This window comes from Paenibacillus sp. TAB_01 (assembly GCF_043945595.1).
Classification (GTDB): Bacteria; Bacillota; Bacilli; order Paenibacillales; family NBRC-103111; genus Paenibacillus_S.
The window spans coordinates 5,584,418-5,603,470 of sequence record NZ_JBIFNP010000001.1; the positions used below are offsets into that span (position 1 = coordinate 5,584,418).

At 53.3% G+C, this 19,053-nt stretch carries 14 protein-coding genes and 3 pseudogenes; 9 read left to right on the forward strand and 8 right to left on the reverse strand.

Annotated elements, in window-relative coordinates; genetic code table 11:
• Positions 1-54: 54 nt before the first annotated feature.
• The 3 genes and pseudogenes from ACHHV8_RS27175 to ACHHV8_RS27185 all read left to right on the forward strand — a co-directional run bounded on the left by ACHHV8_RS27175 (position 55) and on the right by ACHHV8_RS27185 (position 3,378).
• Positions 55-1,692, forward strand: a pseudogene (locus tag ACHHV8_RS27175) (catalase).
• Between the two features lie 230 nt (positions 1,693-1,922).
• Positions 1,923-2,399 carry an RrF2 family transcriptional regulator gene (locus ACHHV8_RS27180; protein WP_395163641.1) on the forward strand — a complete coding sequence of 159 codons (477 nt, stop codon included), beginning with the start codon at positions 1,923-1,925 and terminating at the stop codon, positions 2,397-2,399.
• A gap of 64 nt (positions 2,400-2,463) precedes the next feature.
• Positions 2,464-3,378: an NAD(P)/FAD-dependent oxidoreductase gene (locus ACHHV8_RS27185; RefSeq protein WP_395162483.1), complete on the forward strand. Its 915-nt coding sequence runs from the start codon at positions 2,464-2,466 to the stop codon at positions 3,376-3,378.
• A gap of 163 nt (positions 3,379-3,541) precedes the next feature.
• Here the strand turns inward: ACHHV8_RS27185 and ACHHV8_RS27190 are convergent, their stop codons facing one another.
• From ACHHV8_RS27190 to uidA, 4 genes and pseudogenes are all read right to left on the reverse strand, one after another.
• Entirely contained in the window at positions 3,542-4,126 is a 585-nt protein-coding gene (locus ACHHV8_RS27190; protein WP_395162484.1) for a type 1 glutamine amidotransferase family protein, read from the reverse strand.
• A 214-nt stretch (positions 4,127-4,340) separates the two neighbouring features.
• Positions 4,341-5,273 (reverse strand): MFS transporter, encoded by a 933-nt coding sequence (locus tag ACHHV8_RS27195; RefSeq protein ID WP_395163642.1) that lies wholly within the window; start codon positions 5,271-5,273, stop codon positions 4,341-4,343.
• On the reverse strand, positions 5,177-5,749 hold the full coding sequence (locus ACHHV8_RS27200; RefSeq protein WP_395162485.1) for an MFS transporter: 573 nt from the start codon (positions 5,747-5,749) through the stop codon (positions 5,177-5,179). The genes ACHHV8_RS27195 and ACHHV8_RS27200 overlap by 97 nt, the downstream gene beginning before the upstream one ends.
• Positions 5,746-7,545: pseudogene (gene uidA, locus ACHHV8_RS27205) on the reverse strand (beta-glucuronidase). The gene ACHHV8_RS27200 and the pseudogene uidA overlap by 4 nt, the downstream one beginning before the upstream one ends.
• A gap of 138 nt (positions 7,546-7,683) precedes the next feature.
• Between uidA and ACHHV8_RS27210 the strand changes: the two are divergent.
• A complete protein-coding gene (locus tag ACHHV8_RS27210; RefSeq protein ID WP_395162486.1) occupies positions 7,684-8,895 on the forward strand; it encodes a helix-turn-helix domain-containing protein in 1,212 nt (403 codons plus the stop codon).
• 45 nt (positions 8,896-8,940) lie between these two features.
• Here ACHHV8_RS27210 and ACHHV8_RS27215 read toward each other — a convergent pair whose 3' ends face one another.
• Both ACHHV8_RS27215 and ACHHV8_RS27220 read right to left on the reverse strand, forming a co-directional pair.
• Positions 8,941-9,738, reverse strand: coding sequence for an alpha/beta fold hydrolase (locus ACHHV8_RS27215; protein WP_395162487.1), 798 nt, complete (start codon positions 9,736-9,738; stop codon positions 8,941-8,943).
• 299 nt (positions 9,739-10,037) lie between these two features.
• On the reverse strand, positions 10,038-10,997 hold the full coding sequence (locus ACHHV8_RS27220; protein WP_395162488.1) for an S-layer homology domain-containing protein: 960 nt from the start codon (positions 10,995-10,997) through the stop codon (positions 10,038-10,040).
• A 254-nt stretch (positions 10,998-11,251) separates the two neighbouring features.
• Between ACHHV8_RS27220 and ACHHV8_RS27225 the strand changes: the two genes are divergently transcribed.
• The 5 genes and pseudogenes from ACHHV8_RS27225 (at position 11,252) to ACHHV8_RS27245 (ending at position 17,506) form a co-directional block, all read left to right on the forward strand.
• The gene (locus ACHHV8_RS27225; RefSeq protein ID WP_395162489.1) at positions 11,252-13,627 is read left to right on the forward strand and encodes a helix-turn-helix domain-containing protein; all 2,376 of its coding nucleotides are present in this window, start codon (positions 11,252-11,254) and stop codon (positions 13,625-13,627) included.
• 212 nt (positions 13,628-13,839) lie between these two features.
• Positions 13,840-14,358, forward strand: a complete 519-nt coding sequence (locus ACHHV8_RS27230; protein WP_395162490.1) for a hypothetical protein — start codon at positions 13,840-13,842, stop codon at positions 14,356-14,358.
• Entirely contained in the window at positions 14,264-15,481 is a 1,218-nt protein-coding gene (locus ACHHV8_RS27235; protein ID WP_395162491.1) for a type 2 periplasmic-binding domain-containing protein, read from the forward strand. The genes ACHHV8_RS27230 and ACHHV8_RS27235 overlap by 95 nt, the downstream gene beginning before the upstream one ends.
• A gap of 82 nt (positions 15,482-15,563) precedes the next feature.
• Positions 15,564-16,529, forward strand: coding sequence for an ABC transporter permease (locus tag ACHHV8_RS27240; RefSeq protein WP_395162492.1), 966 nt, complete (start codon positions 15,564-15,566; stop codon positions 16,527-16,529).
• A gap of 96 nt (positions 16,530-16,625) precedes the next feature.
• Positions 16,626-17,506 (forward strand): annotated as a pseudogene (locus ACHHV8_RS27245) (carbohydrate ABC transporter permease).
• A 652-nt stretch (positions 17,507-18,158) separates the two neighbouring features.
• Here the strand turns inward: ACHHV8_RS27245 and ACHHV8_RS27250 are convergent.
• Both ACHHV8_RS27250 and ACHHV8_RS27255 read right to left on the reverse strand, forming a co-directional pair.
• Positions 18,159-18,461: a hypothetical protein gene (locus ACHHV8_RS27250; RefSeq protein ID WP_395162493.1), complete on the reverse strand. Its 303-nt coding sequence runs from the start codon at positions 18,459-18,461 to the stop codon at positions 18,159-18,161.
• Positions 18,462-18,505: 44 nt separating this feature from the next.
• The gene (locus tag ACHHV8_RS27255; protein WP_395162494.1) at positions 18,506-18,778 is read right to left on the reverse strand and encodes a hypothetical protein; all 273 of its coding nucleotides are present in this window, start codon (positions 18,776-18,778) and stop codon (positions 18,506-18,508) included.
• Positions 18,779-19,053: the final 275 nt, after the last annotated feature.

Here is a 19,053-nt window from a genome sequence, read left to right on the forward strand (position 1 = left end):
CCTCCCAATGAAAATAATACCTTGAGTAAATTTGGTACAGGAGATGAAGAACAAATGAATTCAAAAACGGACAGCACCGGAACCTCCGTAAATGATGCAGGAGGTCCTTCCGATCAACGCTTTGCCGAAGGCGAGACCGAAATGACATTAACGAACCGGCAAGGTCATCCCATTCAGGATAACCAAAATATCCGGACCGTAGGCAGCCGCGGCCCCTCGACGCTCGAGAATTATCATTATATAGAAAAGATTTCGCATTTCGACCGGGAACGCATCCCCGAGCGGGTCGTTCATGCGCGCGGCGCAGGAGCCCACGGCTACTTCGAAGCCTATGGGAAGGTCGGCGGCGAGCCCGTCTCCAAATACACCCGCGCCAAGCTGTTCCAGCAGGCCGGCAAGCAGACGCCGGTCTTCGTCCGCTTCTCCACCGTCGTTCACGGCGGCCACTCGCCGGAAACGCTGAGGGCCCGCGCGGCTTCGCGGTGAAATTTTATACCGAGGACGGCAACTGGGATTTGGTCGGCAACAATCTCAAAATATTTTTCATCCGCGATCCGTTGAAATTCCCTGATATGGTCCGATTCGTTTAGGCCCGATCCGGTCAACAATCTGCAAAACCCGGAGCGCATGTTCGATTTTCTGTCCAATTCGCCGGAAGCAACCCATATGGTAACCTTCCTTTTCTCCCCTTGGGGAATTCCGGCCAGCTACCGGGAAATGCAGGGCTCGGGGGTGAACACCTATAAGTGGGTAAATGAAGAAGGACAGGCAGTTCTCGTGAAATACCATTGGGAGCCGATCAAGCAGAAGATCCGGAACCTGACCCAGAAGGAAGCCGACGAAATCCAGGGGAAAAATTACAGCCATGCCACACAGGATTTATATGAAGCGATAGAACGCGGCGACTATCCCGAATGGGAGCTCTGTGTTCAGATTCTGAGCGATGACGAGCACCCCGAGCTCGACTTTGACCCGCTGGATCCGACCAAGCTGTGGGATCATAAGCGGTTTCCTTTTTTGCCTGTCGGTAAAATGGTGCTGAACAAAAATCCGGAAAACTATTTCGCCGAGGTGGAGCAGGCGGCCTTCGGCACAGGCGTGCTGGTGGACGGGCTCGACTTCTCCGACGACAAGCTGCTGCAGGGGCGTACCTTCTCCTACTCGGACACCCAGCGCTACCGTGTCGGCACGAACTACCTGCAGCTTCCGATCAATGCGCCCAAAAAGCATGTCGCCACCAACCAGCGCGACGGGCAGATGACTTACTTCGTCGACCGCGCGCCGGGGCAAAGCCCGCATGTGAATTACGAGCCGTCTTCGTTAGGCGGCTTGCAGGAAGCCGGCCCTACCGGCAAGGAGCATGAGCCGGCTTACAACGCGAAGCTCGTCCGGCAGAAGCTCGAGCGGGCCAACGACTTCGGGCAGGCCGGCGATACGTACCGCAGCTTCGAGGATTGGGAGCGCGATGAGCTGGTCGCCAATCTCGCCGCTAACCTGCATATATGCCGGCCCGTCATTCAGGAAAAAATGATCGGCTACTTCACCCAAGCCGATCCCGACTACGGCCGTCGGGTTGCCGAGGAGCTTGCCCGGCTGAAACGGCAGGCGGATTCGCATCCGACCGGAACGCCCGAGGCCCGCGAGGGAGCCGATACAGCCGGGAAGCTGGGCAGACCGACGGACGGCTATTAAACAAAGGACGCGCTTAGTCACGCTATGCGACGGACAAGCATCTGAAGCCGACTCTTCTCCCAGCAGGGGAGGAGAGTTTTTTCAAGTGGAAGCAGGAAGCTGATGCCATGCGGTCGAGCTTCTTTATTTTTTCGTGAAGAAGAAACAAATTTTATTATGGATATAATAGATCTATAATGGTATAATACATGATATACTCCAATGGATGATTATGAAAGGAGTCGTTGACCATCCAATTTTCCAAGAGCACGGGGTATGCGCTGCACGCATTAATTCATCTGGCCCGCTCCGAACGCGGCCATCACGTAGGTATTAAAGAGTTGTCCGCTATGCTCGGGGTTTCGGAGAGCTACTTGTCCAAGATCATGTCCAAGCTGCGGCAGGACGGCCTTGTCAATGCCGTGACAGGCGCCAGCGGCGGCTACGAGCTTGCGAAGCCTGCCGATCAAATCACGTTTCTTGAAGTCATTCAAGTCGTAGAGGGCCGGCAGCATCTGTATGAATGCTTCAATATGAATGAAGAACGTCATCAGTTATTTTTCGAAGCGGAGCCGTCGGAGCCCGAAGCGGATGATTTTCCGGCCGGCAAAGAATGTCTGGTTAAGAAGGTCATGCTCGGCGCGGAGCGGCAGATGAATCAATATTTACAGCAGCATACGATCCAGTGGGTACTGGACTCGGCTTCCTTTGACTGCAGCCATGCGTGAAGCAAGAAGGATACTCTTCTTGCGGCACTATTATAGACATTAAAGATCTAGGAGGATGATAATAATGAACACAGAAACGAAGATGGATGTCGCGATTATCGGCGGCGGACCTGCCGGCTTGAACGCAGCTCTAGTACTGGGCAGAGCCAGAAAAAGCGTTCTGGTCATTGACGAAGGCCGTCCGCGCAACCGCGTTACAAGGGAGTCCCACGGCTTCCTTACCCGGGACGGCATCAGCCCCGGCGAGTTTCGGCGAATCGCGATGGAGCAGATTAGCGCCTATCCCTCCGTCCGCTTCGTAGCGGACACAGCCGTCCGCGTCGACGGTGCCGACGGCGATTTTACGATTACGACCGCGCAGGGAGCGGTCTTTCGGAGCAAAAAGCTCCTTTTTGCATCGGGAATGAAGGATCTTCCGCTCAATATTCCCGGCTTGGCGGAGGTGTATGGAAAAAGCGCCTTCGTCTGCCCGTATTGCGATGGCTGGGAATTGAGGGATCAGCCGCTCGTGCTGATCACCAAGGGCGCAAGAGCGCTTCACTTGGCCAAGATGCTGGCCGGCTGGACGAACCGGTATACCGTCTGCACCGACGGGCCGGACGAATTGACGGAGGAGCAGCGCGAGGAGCTGAACCGCCATCGCGTGCCTCTGCTCGACTCGCCGATTCAGCGGATCGAATCGGCCGGCGGTATGGTGGAACGGGTTGTCCTCCAGGACGGGACCTCGGTTCCGTGCAAAGGCATTTTCTTCGCGCCGAAGCTCGCCGCCGGCTCCGACCTGCCGCAAACGTTAGGCTGCCGCGTCACGGGAGCTGGAACGGTAGTCGTCGATGCCTTCTGCAAAACGAGCGTACCGGGCGTCTACAGCGCCGGCGATGCGGCAAGCGAGCTGTATCAAGCCATTACAGCCGCTTCTTTGGGCGCCTTGGCCGGAGTAGGCATAAATAATGAACTGCTGGAGGAAGCTTGGAATATATAAACCGCGAAGAAGAAAGCGCTGGGGATACGAGGCCGTTGAAAAATTTGCGGAGAGTACTGAATCGTCCTGTAGCTTGGATACCCCGCCTGCGTTTGGACTCATGGTGCAATGCCGCTTCAGCATCGTCGGACATGCTATGAAGCGGCATTTTCCATCTGACCGCTCAAGCCGGCAAAAATCCGTGCTTGCATATGTGATACCATTCGGCGAGGTCCTCCCCTTCCAGCGCGCCGAGCTTCTGCAATATATCCCTCGCAAATTCGACGGCCGCACTTCCGTTCGCCGTAATGACATTCCCGTCGCTGACAGACTGCGCTTCCACATAGTTTGCGTCTCCCGTATAGCCTGGAGCATGCTGCTTCAATAGAGAGAGCGTATTCCCCGTATGCCTGCAATGCTCAAGAAAGCCGTACTTCCCTAGAAAGGAGGTGGCATCGCAGATGGCCGCGACAGGAATATCCCGCTGAAAGCAGCTTTCGATAAGGGTCCGAAACGGTTCGTGACGGGGTTCGGCCCACCCGGTTCCGCCAGGAAGAATAAGCATAGCGACCTGTTCCAGCTCATCGAATCCGTTCAAGTCATCATGCGGAAGCACCTGAAGGCCGCCCATCGAGGTTTTCGGGTTTTTGTCGATGCCGATCGTTCGAACCCGTAGCCCTCTTCCGGGCTTATTCAGCTCGGCGCTGACATAGCTTGCTTCCCAATCGGCGAAGCCTTCGGTTAACGCAATTAATATGATGGATTTCATTCTATCTCTCTCCTCTGCTGCATGATATCTGCAATATAAAACAACAACACTGACAGCAGCCTGTCAGTGTTGTTACAGAAGATTCTTTAATAGGAGGGAGCAGAGCGGTTCTCGATGAGCCGCTGAAAAAGTCATTGCCTCCGAACGCGCTCCTCCTTCCGGTCATTCTGTGTCCGAATGTAACCGCGCCGGAGGCTTCGGCTCCCCAAGCCTTTTACCTTTCCACTGGGCCGAGAGCCCTTTGCTCGCTCAGCTGCTCGTTCAATTGGCCCACACGGTTTTTCGTCAAATTATAAACCCACAGCAGCGAAACTAACGCAAGCAGCGAGCCCGCGGCAGGCACCAAGGTAATGATGCTTTTGATCCCATGGGCGACGGCATCCGACTGAGCGGGCAAGCCGGAATTATATCCGACCGAGATGAGGGCGAACCCGCCCAATCCGCCCGCAGCCGCTTGACCGATTTTGCGTACAAGGGAGTACACGGAATAGACGGTGCCTTCTTCCCTGCGCCCGGTTAGCCGCTCCTGATAATCGATGCAGTCCGATACCATAGCCCAGATGAGTATGTTCAGGAAGGCCAGACCGAAGCCTGCTGCACAGTTCAGCGCCATATACACATAAGGGCTGGTGATCGGAAGTAGAAACATCAGCGCGTTGGACGCAAAAGCGATGATCAAACCGATGACGGCCGTTTCCTTTTTCCCGAGACGTTTGACCAAGGGAGAAAGAATCGGCATCGCGATAAAGCTTGAGCCGAGGCCGATCAATCCTGACACAGCGATCAAATTCGGCGCTTTGAAATAATCCTTGAACAAGTACGGCGTGATCGCATTGACGGTCATGAAAGAAACGAGAAAACCGAAGGAAGCCAGCATCAGGCCAAGCAGCGGCCTGTTTTTTAGAAGCCCGCGCACCGTTTGCAGAAACCGGCCTTTCTTTTTCGTAACAGGTACGGTCTTCACCCTTTCGGTAGTAAGCCGGTAAGCGCCATAATAAAACACGTTGGCCAGCACCGCGCAAATGACGGCCACCGTCAGGAAGCCTGCGCTCAGCGGCGTCTTCCCGGTCCGAAGATGATCAGCGGCGCTGCCACCAGAATGAATACGTTTGCAAGCAACGCCCCCAAGGTCCGGAAGGTGGATAATGAAGTTCTCTCCACCGGGTCCGAGGTCATAACGGAGGCCAACGAGCCGTAAGGAATATTAATGGTAGAGTACGCCAAGCCCCATAAAATATAGCCTGCGCTTGCCACGGCGACCTTCCATGCCCCATCGGCAGGAATCCAGGTAAAGGTAAGCACGCCGAATATCGTAACAGGCAGCGCGCTGAATAAAAGATACGGCCTGAACTTGCCTTTCGCACCTGCCGGGCGCGAATCGATATAGGTGCCCCAGGCCACATCGAACAGCGCATCCAATATGCGGGCGACCATCAGGATCACCCCCGCCGTTGCGGCGGAGATGCCATAAATATCGGTGTAAAACAACATCAAATAGCCGCTGATCAGGGCAAAAAACAGATCGTTGCCCAGATCGCCGAACATATAGCCGATTTTATCCTTGATGCCGAATTTCGTAGGGATCAGGGCTTCAGACGAACGGGTTTGAGCGGCCAGACTCATGACTTATACCCGAAATCAGGGATGGCGAGCCATCTTTTGCGCAGCTCATGCGCCGCGTATTTCGGCTTGCGGTCCCGTGTGAAAATCCCCTTTTTGTTCCCCTGTACCCGGATAATGCCCTGGCTTGTGTTAAAATCGGCAAAGTTCCACACCTGCTCGCCCACAAAGCTCGCGCATTCATCGAACATCTCATGATTGGCGCGCAAATACTCCACTTGAAATTCCTCCGTGAACATCACTGGGTCTACATCGTGCAGTCCGGCAATCGTATCGGCGCCATACTCGGTCATCATGATCGGCTTGCCCGGGCACCGCTCCAGCCAGCCGTTCAGCTCGCTGCGGAGCTTAGCCTTCGCTACGTCCCAGTCTCCCCCGTCCACATACCAGCCGTAGTACCGGTTAAGCGCAAGCACATCGACCAGCTCGGCTACCTTGCAGGTTTCCGGGGTGCTCATCAAATGGGTCACGATCGTGACAGGCCGGGATTGCGGGTCGCACTGCTTCGCCCATTGAACCAGCGGCTCGAAATATTCATACGCGCCTTCTTCCTCGGAAGCCGGTTCGTTCGCGATAGACCACATCACTACGCAGGGGTGGTTCTTGTCCCGTGCGATCAATTCCTGAATGACATCGCGGTGATGCTCCTGCGTGCCCAGCTCCTTCCACGTATTCCGCTTGGCGCCGCCGCCGAACATCGTAGCCATAAAGTTCAGATGCAGCCCGACAGCGGGCACTTCATCGATCACGACCAGTCCTTCCCGGTCGGCCAGCCGCATCAGCTCTTCGGAATACGGATAATGCGCCGTACGAAACGAATTGGCTCCGATCCATTTCATCAGCCGGAAATCCATAACGTTGACCGCTTCGTCCAGCCCCCGGCCATGGATGGCCGAATCCTCATGCTTGCCGAAGCCCTTGAAATAAAAAGGTTTGTCGTTGATCAGAAATTTCCCGTCCCTGACCTCCACCTTCCTTATGCCAAAGGGCTGCTCATAGGTATCGATCACCGCCCCGTCTTGAATTAAATCCACCTTCAACGAATACAGATATGCCTTCAGCGGCTCCCACAACACAGCGTTCGCCAGGCGTACCGTCCCCTCGCGGCCCTCCGCTTCCGCAATCGCTTCTCCGTCCTGATCCAGCACCGCAACCTTTACCTGCGCCTCGCCGGCATGCTCAATTTCGTAATGAACGAGTCTCACCGTTTCCTCCAGCTCGGTGACCACCGTGACATCTTGAATGTACGTGAGGGGAGTCGTATAAATTTTGATCGGCCGATGGAGACCTGCATAATTGAAAAAATCAAAATTCGGCTGGTTGCGAATCACTTTGCCCAAGCCCGGAACGTCCCGTTCGCTGTAATGGCCTACAGGCAGCGTCGTTTCATCTACAATATTGTTCACCGCAACGGTCAGACGGTTTTTCCCTTTCACCAGCAGCTCGTTAATTTCCATTTCAAAAGGGGTGAAGCCTCCTTTATGCTCCCTCGCAAGTCTGCCGTTCACAAAAACCTTGGCCGTATGCGTCGCCGACCCGAACCGGAGCATCATACGCTCCGAGCGGAGCAGCGCCGGAACCGTAAATTCCCTTTCATACCATACCCAGCCTACATGATTGCGGATCTCCGCCGTAACGCCCGTATCCTGATAAGAGGAAGGGACAGCCATCGGCATCGTACCGGTCAGTCCCGTCTCCTGCCACCGTTCTTCAAAGCCCGTGCCCGGTTACAGCTTAAAATTCCAGATGCCGTTCAGATCTATCAATGCCCTGGTATCGGTTACAATAGGATATAACATAGGTTCAGCACTCCTTTTTCATTCACAGCTTGAAAGTGGTTACATAACCGATTATACTGAGACGGCAGTGAATGAAGAAGGACTACAATTGCATATTAAGGACTATGTAAACATGACCAAACAAAGGAGTAATTGCGAATGACGCTTCCCCTGCAGGCTGCCGCGGCAAGCATGAGCCTTTTTCATATCATGGATATCAATACGGCGCTGCTGGACAAGCAGGGCTCCATACTCCTGCTTCACGAGCGGGACCGGCTGCCCGATGCGATGCTTGAGCTGCAGCGGCAGGATTACCGCAGTATCAGTATAAAAACATGGGAAAACCCGGATACATGCTGCTTATATACCAATCAGCGGGGGCTTTCGTATGCTTCCTCCTTGTTTCGGACAGGCGGAAGCGCGGATATGCTGGTCGTCGTGGGACCTTTCCTGAAGCAGGTGCCGGCCCCAGCCGTCATGGACGAGACGCTTCCTGCCCCGCAAGACCGCTCCATGGACTGGCAGCAGTTTTACCGCAGCCTGAAGCTGATCAGCGGCTCCAAAATTCAGAGCATCGCCAATATTCTGGAGCAAGCCGGCTCCCTCCGGCAGGCGCCGCTTCTCTATCTGGAAGCCGAGCGCACCGGTTCAGCCGCGAGAGGGGCCAGCGTCTCGTCTCAGCCGGACGACGAAGCTTCCGAGCTGATCGAGCTGAGATACCGGCTGGAGAATGAGCTGATGCACGCGATAGAACAGGGAAGCCGTGACAAGATCAAGGAGATGGGCGGCTATGCCAAAAACCTGTACGATTTCTCCGAACGGTTTCCGAACCAGCCGATCCGCGCATTAAGAAATATGCTGATCGTCCTGAATACTTTACTTCGGATCGCAGCCGGACGGGGCGGCGTGCATCCTTTCTACCTCCACCACCTTTCGGAGAAATTCTCCAAGCAGATCGAGCGGTCGGAGAGCATCGAAGCCCTCACAGCATTGACGGAATCGATGTACGACGAATACTGTGAGCTGGCTCGCCGCCTGCTCGTATCCGGCACCTCGCCCTTGGTGCGGCGGGCGGCCCACTACTTGACCGTGCATATGAGCAAACCATTGCATTTGCAGACGCTAGCCGAGCATTGTCTCGTCCACCCTGCCCATGTCTCCCGGCAGTTCAAGAAGGAGACCGGTATGACGCTGACCGACTTTTTGAATAAGCAGCGGATTGAGGAGGCCAAGCACCTGTTAAAACAAGAGCGCGGCTCCATCGACTGGATTGCCGGGATCGTAGGCTTCGAGGATGCGGGCTATTTCACCCGCGTCTTCAAGAAGCTGACGGGAGTGACGCCGACTCAATACAGAGCGAATGAGGGATAAAAGCAAAAAACAGGGAGACACGCTAACCTTCGTGTCTCCCTGTTTCTATCCGTTAAACCTTGCGCACGAAGTCGATGATCGCAGCGGCCAAAGCCTGCGGCTCTCCATCATGCTCATATGGCCGACGCCGTCCAGCTTGCGCTGCACCGCCGCCTCTCCGCTGGCGGCAAAGGCCCGCTCCGGCGGCACGATTTTGTCGTGCTCTCCCGCCACGAGCAGCACCGGCAGCTTCGTCTGCCGCAGCACGTCATTGCGGTCCGGGCGCGTCCGCATGCCCTCAAGCGACGCTTTCGCTCCGTCCGGGCTTGTCGCAAGCCCGATGCGCTTCGCTTCCTGCACCGCCTCCGGCATCGACTCCAGATGAGCCGGCGCGAACAGCTTCGGAATCAAGCCGTCGATGAACGCCGGCAAGCCCTGCTCCTGAATGGTCTGGATGCCCTTCAGCCGGCCTTCCTTCGCTTCCTCGCTGTCCGGCGTTCCGGTTGAATGGATCAGCCCGAACGCTTTCAGCAGCTCCGGCTGCTTCTCCGCGAGAGCCAGCGTTATGTATCCGCCCAGCGAATGCCCGAGCAGAATCGGCTTGCCCATGTCCAGCTTGCCGAACAGCTGCACGATGTCCGCGGCGAATGCTTCCATCGGGTATGGCCCTTCGGGCGCGGTGGACTCTCCATGCCCGCGCAGATCCGGGGCGATCACGCGGATATCGTCCGGCAGCAGCGGCAGCAGCTTGTCCCAATAGGCGGAGCTCCCGCAGAAGCCGTGAAGCAGCACGACGGCTTGTCCTTTGCCTTGTTCTTTATAAGCTAATTCTACCCCTTCCAGGGCGGCCTTCTGATTTGGCATAAATTTGACAGCTCCTTTGCATGAAAATCAGGTTATAGGTGTACTTACCCTATTATTGTACCCCAGCCATCATCTTTACCAAAAAACAGGCATTCCCTGTAACAGAGAATGCCTGCGTTGTATTTGAGGCCGCCGAAAATCTAATCGCTGCGCGCCACGGGACATTTTTACGATCGCTGTTTTCCCCCGAATTTCTTTGAATTCCCCCGCTTCCCGCGGTTGAAATCCAGGGACAAAGGCGAACGCATGCGTTTCTACAGAACAATTCCGCCCACTCCGCTCGTTATTGCAGGCTGCCTCTATTGCATCGGGAAGCCCGTCGATCCGCCGGATGCCCCAGTACCAGCGCCAGACTCCTGCTGTACAACGGGCTTATAGCCGGAAGCTACGTACGTTACCGCTTTTGCCGGAGTGATGACCTGCGGGTAGAAGCTTCCCGGCTTCGGCTCTGTGACCGTGTACGAGATCACGGCCGTGCCGTCCTCCTGGAAGCGAATGCCGGTGACGGCGAACCCGTAGCCGGGACTTGGCATTTGGCGCGTCAGCGTCACTTTGTTCACCTCGTCGTTCACTTTCTCTACCGTGACCTGCACATCCTGCTGCTCCGCCGGCGGCTGCGTATCGCCGTTCCCGTGCGTTTTCACGAACTGTATCGCGTTACTGAGCCAGACCGCCGCTTCGCCGCGGCTCATTTCCCGTTTCGGATACGCCATCCGGGATTCATCGAGCTTGGCGATATTATGCAGATAAATACGCTGCAAGCTGCTCATATACTGCTTGTCGACCTGATCCTCGTCGGCAAACTGGATGAACATTTGAATGACCGGGAACATTCCCTTCGTGTCTATCGCATGAATGAGCAGATCGGCATACTGCTCGCGCGTTACGGCCGCATTCGGGTTAACATTTTGCGGAATAGGCAGCCCGTTGATTTTGGCAATAATAAAAGCTTCCGCATACCATACGTCATTAGGGACGGTCGTAAAGTAATCGGAAGCTTCCGGTTTCTTGATAAAACGGATCGGATCGATCGTTAATCCCAGCCCTTTGACGATCATACTGATGCTTTGGGCGTAGCTGATGCTGCCCCGCGGAACAAAATGCTGGCTGTCAATCCCGCTTACAATCCCCTGCTCCTTCAAAGCCATGATCGGCGCCTGCTCGTTAGCGTCCAAATCCGTAAAAGCCAGAGCGGTGCCTGCGGACATCGTGCAGACGACAGCTGTCGTCGTTAGCCAAGCGGCTATTTTTTTCATCATCTTCATCCACCTTCCATTAAAAGTGATTTGAGGTGCTGCCGATTTGGTGTTATTGACGCAGCGCTTCCATAAAATGTTTCAGCTTTCTCCAAAAAAAGAAGCTTATTTCAAAAGAATCCTTTTCCGGCAGGCAGCCTCCTGCGTAAATTTTCGTTGTGCTTCCGCTGCCGAAAAGGGTAAAATAAGAGCGAGTATTGTAAGCGTTATCAGACAACCCCCTCTACAGGTAATCTACCCAAAAGGAGGACATTCGCATGATTCTTCGCAGCAGGCCCATTTATAATCGAAGCATCGTCCTGACCTGGCTCTTTTCCTATATGACTATCCTTCTTCTGCCTGTCATGATCAGTGTGATTGTATATATTCAATCCAGCCAGACGCTGGAGAGCGAAATCAATCAAGCGAACAGCTCCCTGCTGAAGCAGGTACGCGAGATTATGGACAATTACTCCCAGGCTGTCGAGCGCCTGAACTTTGAGCTGACCTGGAACGTACAGGTGCAGGAGCTGCTCAACTCCAATAAGTACACCTCCTCCCCGAATGAATATATTTATGACTTGTACCGGCTGTGCCAGGATTTCAAATTATATAAATCCACTTATTCGACCGTGGATCTGTTTTATATGAACATGACAGCCAGCGACACCATCGTTCTTCCCGGCACGATACGCAGCTCGGACTTTGCGTACAAGACGCTGCATGCCGATCCGTCCTTTCCGTTCAGCACCTGGAGCTCCATCGTAAACCGTAAAAACTTTAAAGGCTTCCTGCCGATGGTCCGGATCGACGACGAGGGCAAGGTCAGAAAAACCGCCGCTTACATCAGCACCTTCCCTACGGACAAACCGGAGGCATTGGCGACTAATGTCATTATGATCGACCAGTCGCGCATTCTAGGCGCCATTCAGAACGTCGAGCTGTTCAATAAAGGGCATGTCCTGATTCTTAACCGGGATAACGAAGTGTTAATCTCCAATTCGAGCGAAGCCGTGCCTTCCAATTTTCCGTTTGAAAAGCTGACGTCCGATGCGAATTTTTTCTTTTATATGAAAGACGGGACCAAATACGAGGTTCAATCTATCCAATCCGAGCAAACCGGTCTGAAATACGTCTCTATGATCCCGAGCAGCCTGTATTGGAAAAAGGCCGAGCATATCCGGAATTTGACGTATTTGAGCATTCTGATCAGCCTGCTCGGCGGCGGTATGCTGACTTATTTCTTTTTGCGCAAAAATTACAACCCGGTCCGCAGGCTGGTTCAAACCTTTTCCGGTAAAGCCAATTTAAGCTACGGCAAAGGAAAGAACGAATTTCAATTTATCGAGCAGGCCATCGGCACCACACTGAACGAGATGGATAAAATTATGGACCGGATGCGAAGCCAGCAGCAGATCCTTCGGCTCAATTTTATATCCAGATTGATGAAAGGCCGCATCGACAGCCAGATACCGGTCGACGAATCGCTGACCACCTTCAACATGAAGCTGACCTCCGACGATTTTGCCGTCATCATGCTGTATGTGGAAGCGAGCGCCCCGTTTCATGAGCGATATGCCGGCATGGAGCCTAACGACAAGCAGCGGATTCTGCAGTTCATCGTCAGCAACGTCGTGGAGGAGCTCGCGGCGCAGCATAACCGGGGCTATGTTACCGAGGTCGATCAAACGCTGGCGTGCCTGATCAATTTCCGGCAGACGGACGCCGCGGAGCGCAAGGAGGATCTGCGGCGGATTGCGAAGGAAGCGCAGGCTTTTCTGGCGGCGCACTATCATATTCATCTCACGTTATCGATCAGCTCCGTTCATAGCGGCATTTACGGCATTCCCAAAGCGTATATGGAAGCGATGGATGCGATGGATGCGATGGAATATAAGCTGGTGATGGGCAGCAAGGAGATTTTGTCCTATGAAGAGCTGCATAAGCACGAGGCGCAGGAGGCCGAGTATTACTATCCGCTGCAGGAAGAGCAGCAATTGATCAATTATGTTAAAATCGGCGATTTTCAGCGTTCGAAGGAGAAGCTGGACGAAATCATCGGCCGGAATCTGAACCGCCCGGCGGTATCCGTCGCCATCGCCAAGTGCCTGATGCTGGATCTGGTCAGCACCCTGATGAAAACCATCAGCGAAATCGGCGACGGGCAGGAAAGCTTCCTGTTCCAGAATCCGAAACGGATCGAACAGCTCGTCTCGTGCCGGACGATCCACGAGATGCAGGAGCAGATGACCGCGCTGCTGCGCAAGGTGTGCGAGTATACGAGCGGCAAGCGGCTTCAGAATATTCAGGAGTCGAGGCAGCAGACGCTGCAGGATCTGGTCGACCGGGTAACGGAGTTTATTCATGAGAAGTACAACGATTCGAATTTGAACATTTCGATGATCGGGAATCATTTTGAAATGAAGCCGACGTATTTATCCAAGCTGTTCAAGGACTGTACCGGCGAGGGGCTGCTCGATTCCATCAACAAAATCCGTATTGAAAAAGCAAAGCAGTCCATTCGGGAGCGCAATAAAAGCATCACCGAGATTTCCGGCTGCGTCGGCTTCAACGACGTCAACGCCTTCATTCGCACCTTCAAAAAATATGAGGGCATCACGCCCGGCAAATATAAGGAAATGCTTGAGGAATAGCTGCGGATCACGCAGCTTTTTTTCACTCTTTTTCCTTATTTTGGAGCTTTTGCAGATCCATTTGGAGCTTTTGCAGATGGATTCGAGGAATTGTAGATGCTATTGGCGATATTCAAGATTCCCACAATGTAAGCGTTAACATAGAATAAGAGGCATGAGGACACCTCATAGAACACCCGGCAGAACCGGATATATCAGGAGGTCTTATAACTATGAAAAGAGGAAAAAAGAAACTTGTCCCTGTCCTGCTTGCAACGACAATGATGGGCAGCCTGGCCGTTGCGTGTACATCCAAAGCGCCGGATGCGGCTCCTGACAACAAGACTCCCGACACATCGAATACACCGGCTGCAGCGACAACGTATCCAATGAAGAGCGACAAAACATTAACTTATTGGGGAGAACTGGCGGGCAACCTTACAGGGGTCACCTCCTCCCACGCAGAAACGCCTTTCTTTCAGGAATGGCAAAAAAGAACCGGCGTCAGCATGAAGTTCACCGCGCCGCCGACAGGCCAAGCGAAGCAAACGCTGAACGTCCTGCTGGCGTCGGGCGATCTTCCGGACATGATCGAATTCAACTTCAAGGACGATTTCCCGGGCGGAACCGGAGAAGGCTATCAAGGACGGCTATATTTTGAAGCTGAACGATGTCATCGACAAGTATGCTCCGAACCTGAAGAAGTATTTGAAAGAGCATCCGGACGTCGACAAAATGGTCAAAACCGATAACGGCAGCTATTACGCCTTCCCGTTCATCCGCGGCGACCAGTCCCTGATGGTCTACCAAGGTCCGATTATCCGCAAGGACTGGCTGGATGAGCTCGGTTTGCCTGTGCCGACGACCATCGACGAATGGACGGCAACGCTGAAAGCCTTTAAAGAGAAGAAAGGCGCCACCGCCCCATTCACCGCCAACAGCCTGCCGCGCGTATTGAATGACTTCAACAACGGTCCGTTCATGGGCGCATACGGCGTAACACGGGACTTCTACCTGGACGGCAACAACATTAAATTCGGTCCTGCCGAGAAAGGCTACAAGGACTTCCTGGCTCTGTTCCGCAGCTGGTATGCCGATGGTCTGCTGGATAAAAACATCGCAACCGTCGATACGAAGGCTTGGGATTCCAACATTGCCTCCGGAGCTACCGGTGCAACGGTCGGTAACGCGGGGGGCGGGATCGGTAAATGGCAGCCTCTGGTTGAAGCGAAAGATCCGAAAGCTTCTCTGGTCGCCACACCATACCCTGTAGTGAAAAAAGGCGATACGGCCTTCTTCGGTCAAATGGATCAGCCATTCTCTCCAGGCGGCATGGTAGCGATTACCGCCACTTCGAAAAATGTGGAGCTTGCAGCCCGGATGCTGGACTACGGCTATTCCGAGGAAGGACATATGTACTTCAACTTCGGACAGGAAGGCGTCAGCTACAAAATGGAGAACGGCTATCCGAAGTATACCGATCTGCTGATGAAAAATCCGGATAAATTGGCGCCGGCTCAGGCGATGTCCAAATATATCCGCGCTAACTACAATGGTCCGTTCGTTCAAGATAAACGGTACCTGGAGCAATACCTGGCCCTGCAAACGCAGCGCGACGCCGTCGGCATCTGGCAAAAAACGGACGTGGCGAAGCACAAGCTGCCGCCGATTACACCGACGCCGGAAGAAAGCTCGGAATTTGCTAAAATCATGACCGATATCAACACGCTTGTGGACGAAATGACGCTCAAAATCATTCTCGGCACCGAACCTCTGGACAGCTTCGAAAAATATCAGGACAAAATGAAGCAGCTGAAGCTGAACCGTGCGCTTGAAATTCAAAAAGCCGCTCTGGACCGCTACAACAAACGCTAAGCCTAGCTCTGACAGGGGGGGCCCTGCCCTCCCTTTTTTCAACCATCAGTAACGCTTCAGTCCACGGAAGGAGGGGAATGAGATGGCCAAAACGATGCCGCTGCTGCAATCGCAAACCGCCGCACAAGCCAAGAAGAACACGTTCATGTACCGGTTCAAACGGGACTTTCTGCTGAATAAATATTTGTACATCATGATGATTCCCGTCATAGTTTATTACGCCATTTTTCATTACGGCCCTATGTTCGGAGCGATCATCGCCTTCAAGGATTACGCACCGATGAAAGGAATTTGGGGCAGTGATTGGGTAGGCCTCAAAAACTTCTCCGACTTCTTCAGTACGTATTATTTTTGGAGAATTTTGAAAAACACCGTCATCATCAGCTTGTACACGCTCTGCTTTGAGTTTCCGATGCCGATTATATTGGCGCTCTTGATTAACGAGGTCAAAAACCAGGTATTCAAGCGCTTCGTACAGACCGTAACTTACATGCCTTACTTTATTTCGCTTGTCGTTATCTGCGGCATGATCAAAGACTTCACGAACAGCGACGGCATTATCAATACGTTTCTCACTTACTTCGGAGGCGATGGGAAAGCGCTCTTGCAGAAGCCCGAGCTGTTCCGATCCATTTATGTTATTTCTGAAATTTGGCAAAAAATCGGCTGGGAGTCGATTATCTATATTGCGGCGTTAATGAGCATCGACCAGGAGCAGTATGAAGCCGCACGGATCGACGGGGCGAGCCGCTGGAAGCAAATTCTTTATATCACCCTTCCAGGCATTCTGCCTACGATCATGATTATGTTTATCCTGCGGATGGGGAACATGCTGAACGTCGGCTTTGAGAAAATTATTCTTTTGTACAATCCGGTTACGTACGATACCGCCGATGTCATTTCGTCGTTCGTTTACCGTAAAGGTCTGCTTGAGCTGAGCTGGAGCTACAGTACGGCTGTCGGCATATTCAACTCCGTCATCAACCTGCTGCTGCTCATTACAGCCAACCGGATCAGCCGGAAAATGAACGAAAACAGCCTGTGGTAGACCGGGGCGGGGCCGGACCGGCTCGCGCCAATAGGGAACCCATGCTTTCGAAATCAGTTTTTGCTCATGCAAAAACGTTTAGGAGGGAGATCTCGAATGAAAAAAGGCACGCTTGTGAGTGAAAAGGTATTCGACCTTTTCGTCCATCTGATTCTGCTTGCCCTTGTGGTCGTCACGCTGTATCCGATGCTGTACGTTGCCTTTGCCTCCGTCAGCGACGCAACGGCTTTGGTCAGCCATAAAGGGATCATCTGGAAGCCGCTCGGCTTCAGCCTGGCATCCTATGAGAGCGTATTTAAAAATCCCAGCATTATGATCGGCTACAGCAATACGCTGTTCATCCTCTTTTTCGGCGTAACCATCAACCTGTTCTTGACCGCGCTAGGCGCTTACGTGCTGTCGCGAAAAAACGTGATGTGGAACAATGTTTTCATCGCAATCATCGTCTTTACGATGGTATTCCAAGGGGGGTTAATTCCGCTCTACCTCGTCGTAAAAGGCGTCGGTCTGGTCGATTCGCTGTGGGCCACCATCATTCCGTTCGCTATCAATACGTTCAACCTGATTATTATGCGTACTGCCTTCCAGGCCGTGCCCGACAGCTTGGAGGAATCCGCCAAAATCGACGGAGCCAACCATTTCACCATCCTGTTCCGGATCGTACTGCCGCTGTCCATGCCGGTTATCGCGGTTATGATCCTTTACTACGCGGTAGAGAAATGGAACGGCTGGTTCTGGGCTTCCGTCTTCTTGAAAAACCGGGCCTGTTCCCGCTGCAGCTCATTCTGCGTGAAATTCTGATCGCGAACTCGACGGACAGCATGTCTGCGGGAGCCAGCGCCGGCGACCAGTTCCAGATCGGCGAGACGATCAAGTATGCGACGATCATGGTCGCTTCGGTACCGATTCTGATCCTCTACCCGTTCGTACAGAAGTATTTCGTCAAAGGCGTCATGATCGGCGCTTTAAAAGGATAGCACACAGCACGCTGGCAGACAGCCCTTCGGCGCTGCTCGTGAGGCAGCCTGAGCCGCTCGCCTAACCAAAAGCAAACAAAAACCCTGGCCACTGGCCAGGGTGAGCTTGTCGAGAAACCCTAAATTTGTGTGATACTCCGGTAGGATATCCTCCTCCAGCCGCTGTTGAATTCCGTGAATTGGATTAGATTTGAAGGTATTTTCACGGATTTCAAAGGCGGACGTAAACTAAGCGTTTTTCGTAGAAAAACGGGCTTCGTAAGCTTGGATACCCCACTTCCGTTTATACGCATGGTTCACTTCGTATGGCTTTCTCGACAGCCTGACCCTGGCCACTTGGCCAGGTTTTTTACTGTTACGGGAGACCCGCGCATTCGCGTGAAGGGTCTCTAAGAAGCAAGCTTTAGGCGGAATCGTTCTATAGCAGCGAGCGCAAGCGTGCCTTCACCCCCGGACCTCGACCGCTAAACGCGGAATCAAGTCCGGGAACGACAGCCGCGAGCTTGCACGGCAAACTCGCGGCGGAAGCTGAGGCTCGGAAGAATGATCCGCACCCGCAGCGATGACTTTTACAGTAGCCCTGCTTATCTGGAGGCTTGCAGGCCTTAATCGTCGATTAGGTACTCTTCGAAGTCACCGCATCAGCGTTCGGCTACGTCGCCAGCTTGTCCGGGATAGCCTGTCTTACCGCGCTGTTAAAGGCGGAACGGTTGTCCCACAGAAACGAGACGAGGCTCAGGCGGTCTTCGAAAAAGTATTCAGCTTCATCCATATAATTCTCACCGAGACCGTGTATGCTGAACCGGTCGCCGGTATAATACATCAAAGTCCATTGCCCTCCCCTTTTGCGGTCCGGGAAAATAAAATACAGCTTTTTGCCTTGAGCGTCCCATTCCGCAATGGAAGAGAAGTTGTCCAAAATCGTATCAATGTCGGTTTTCTTTCGGATTTGCATAACTCATCACCTTTCTATATTAACTTATACTTACTTACCCGCATTTAAGCCCCCTGCTTTTGAACAAGCGTATTTGATTCCGAAGCCCCATCGGCCTCATAAACATGTACGACTTCGCGACTGCAATCTACATAAGGAGGATAAACCTGCTGCAATTCGTTGACGGTAACCTTCTTCTCAACAGTTGGGGCTGCCTCTTTCGCTACCGCATGCACATACCGGTAGTTTTTACGCAGCACGTCGATAAAGAGAGCCAGCATGATGCCAATCATAAGCGCTGCCACTGCATAGATTCCGAACGTTTCAAGCATCTTCATCAGCCCTCCTATGAATCTCTTTCTATTAGGTTATCAAGGTACTAGTAAAAATACGCTCGAATGCTGTTGTCATTCTATGACTTTTATTGTAGATAAGAGAAAGTCAATGACCCTGGCCAGCCGAAGGGATGCGTTAAACCTTAGCAGATTGGCCGCCGCCATGCGACGGCAGGATGCGATCTTAAGGTCTTGCGGGAGGAGGACGCCACAGCAATCCGCGATCCGTGAGTCAGCACGCGGTTGTGCGCAAGGACACAAAAACCGCCGGGACTGGC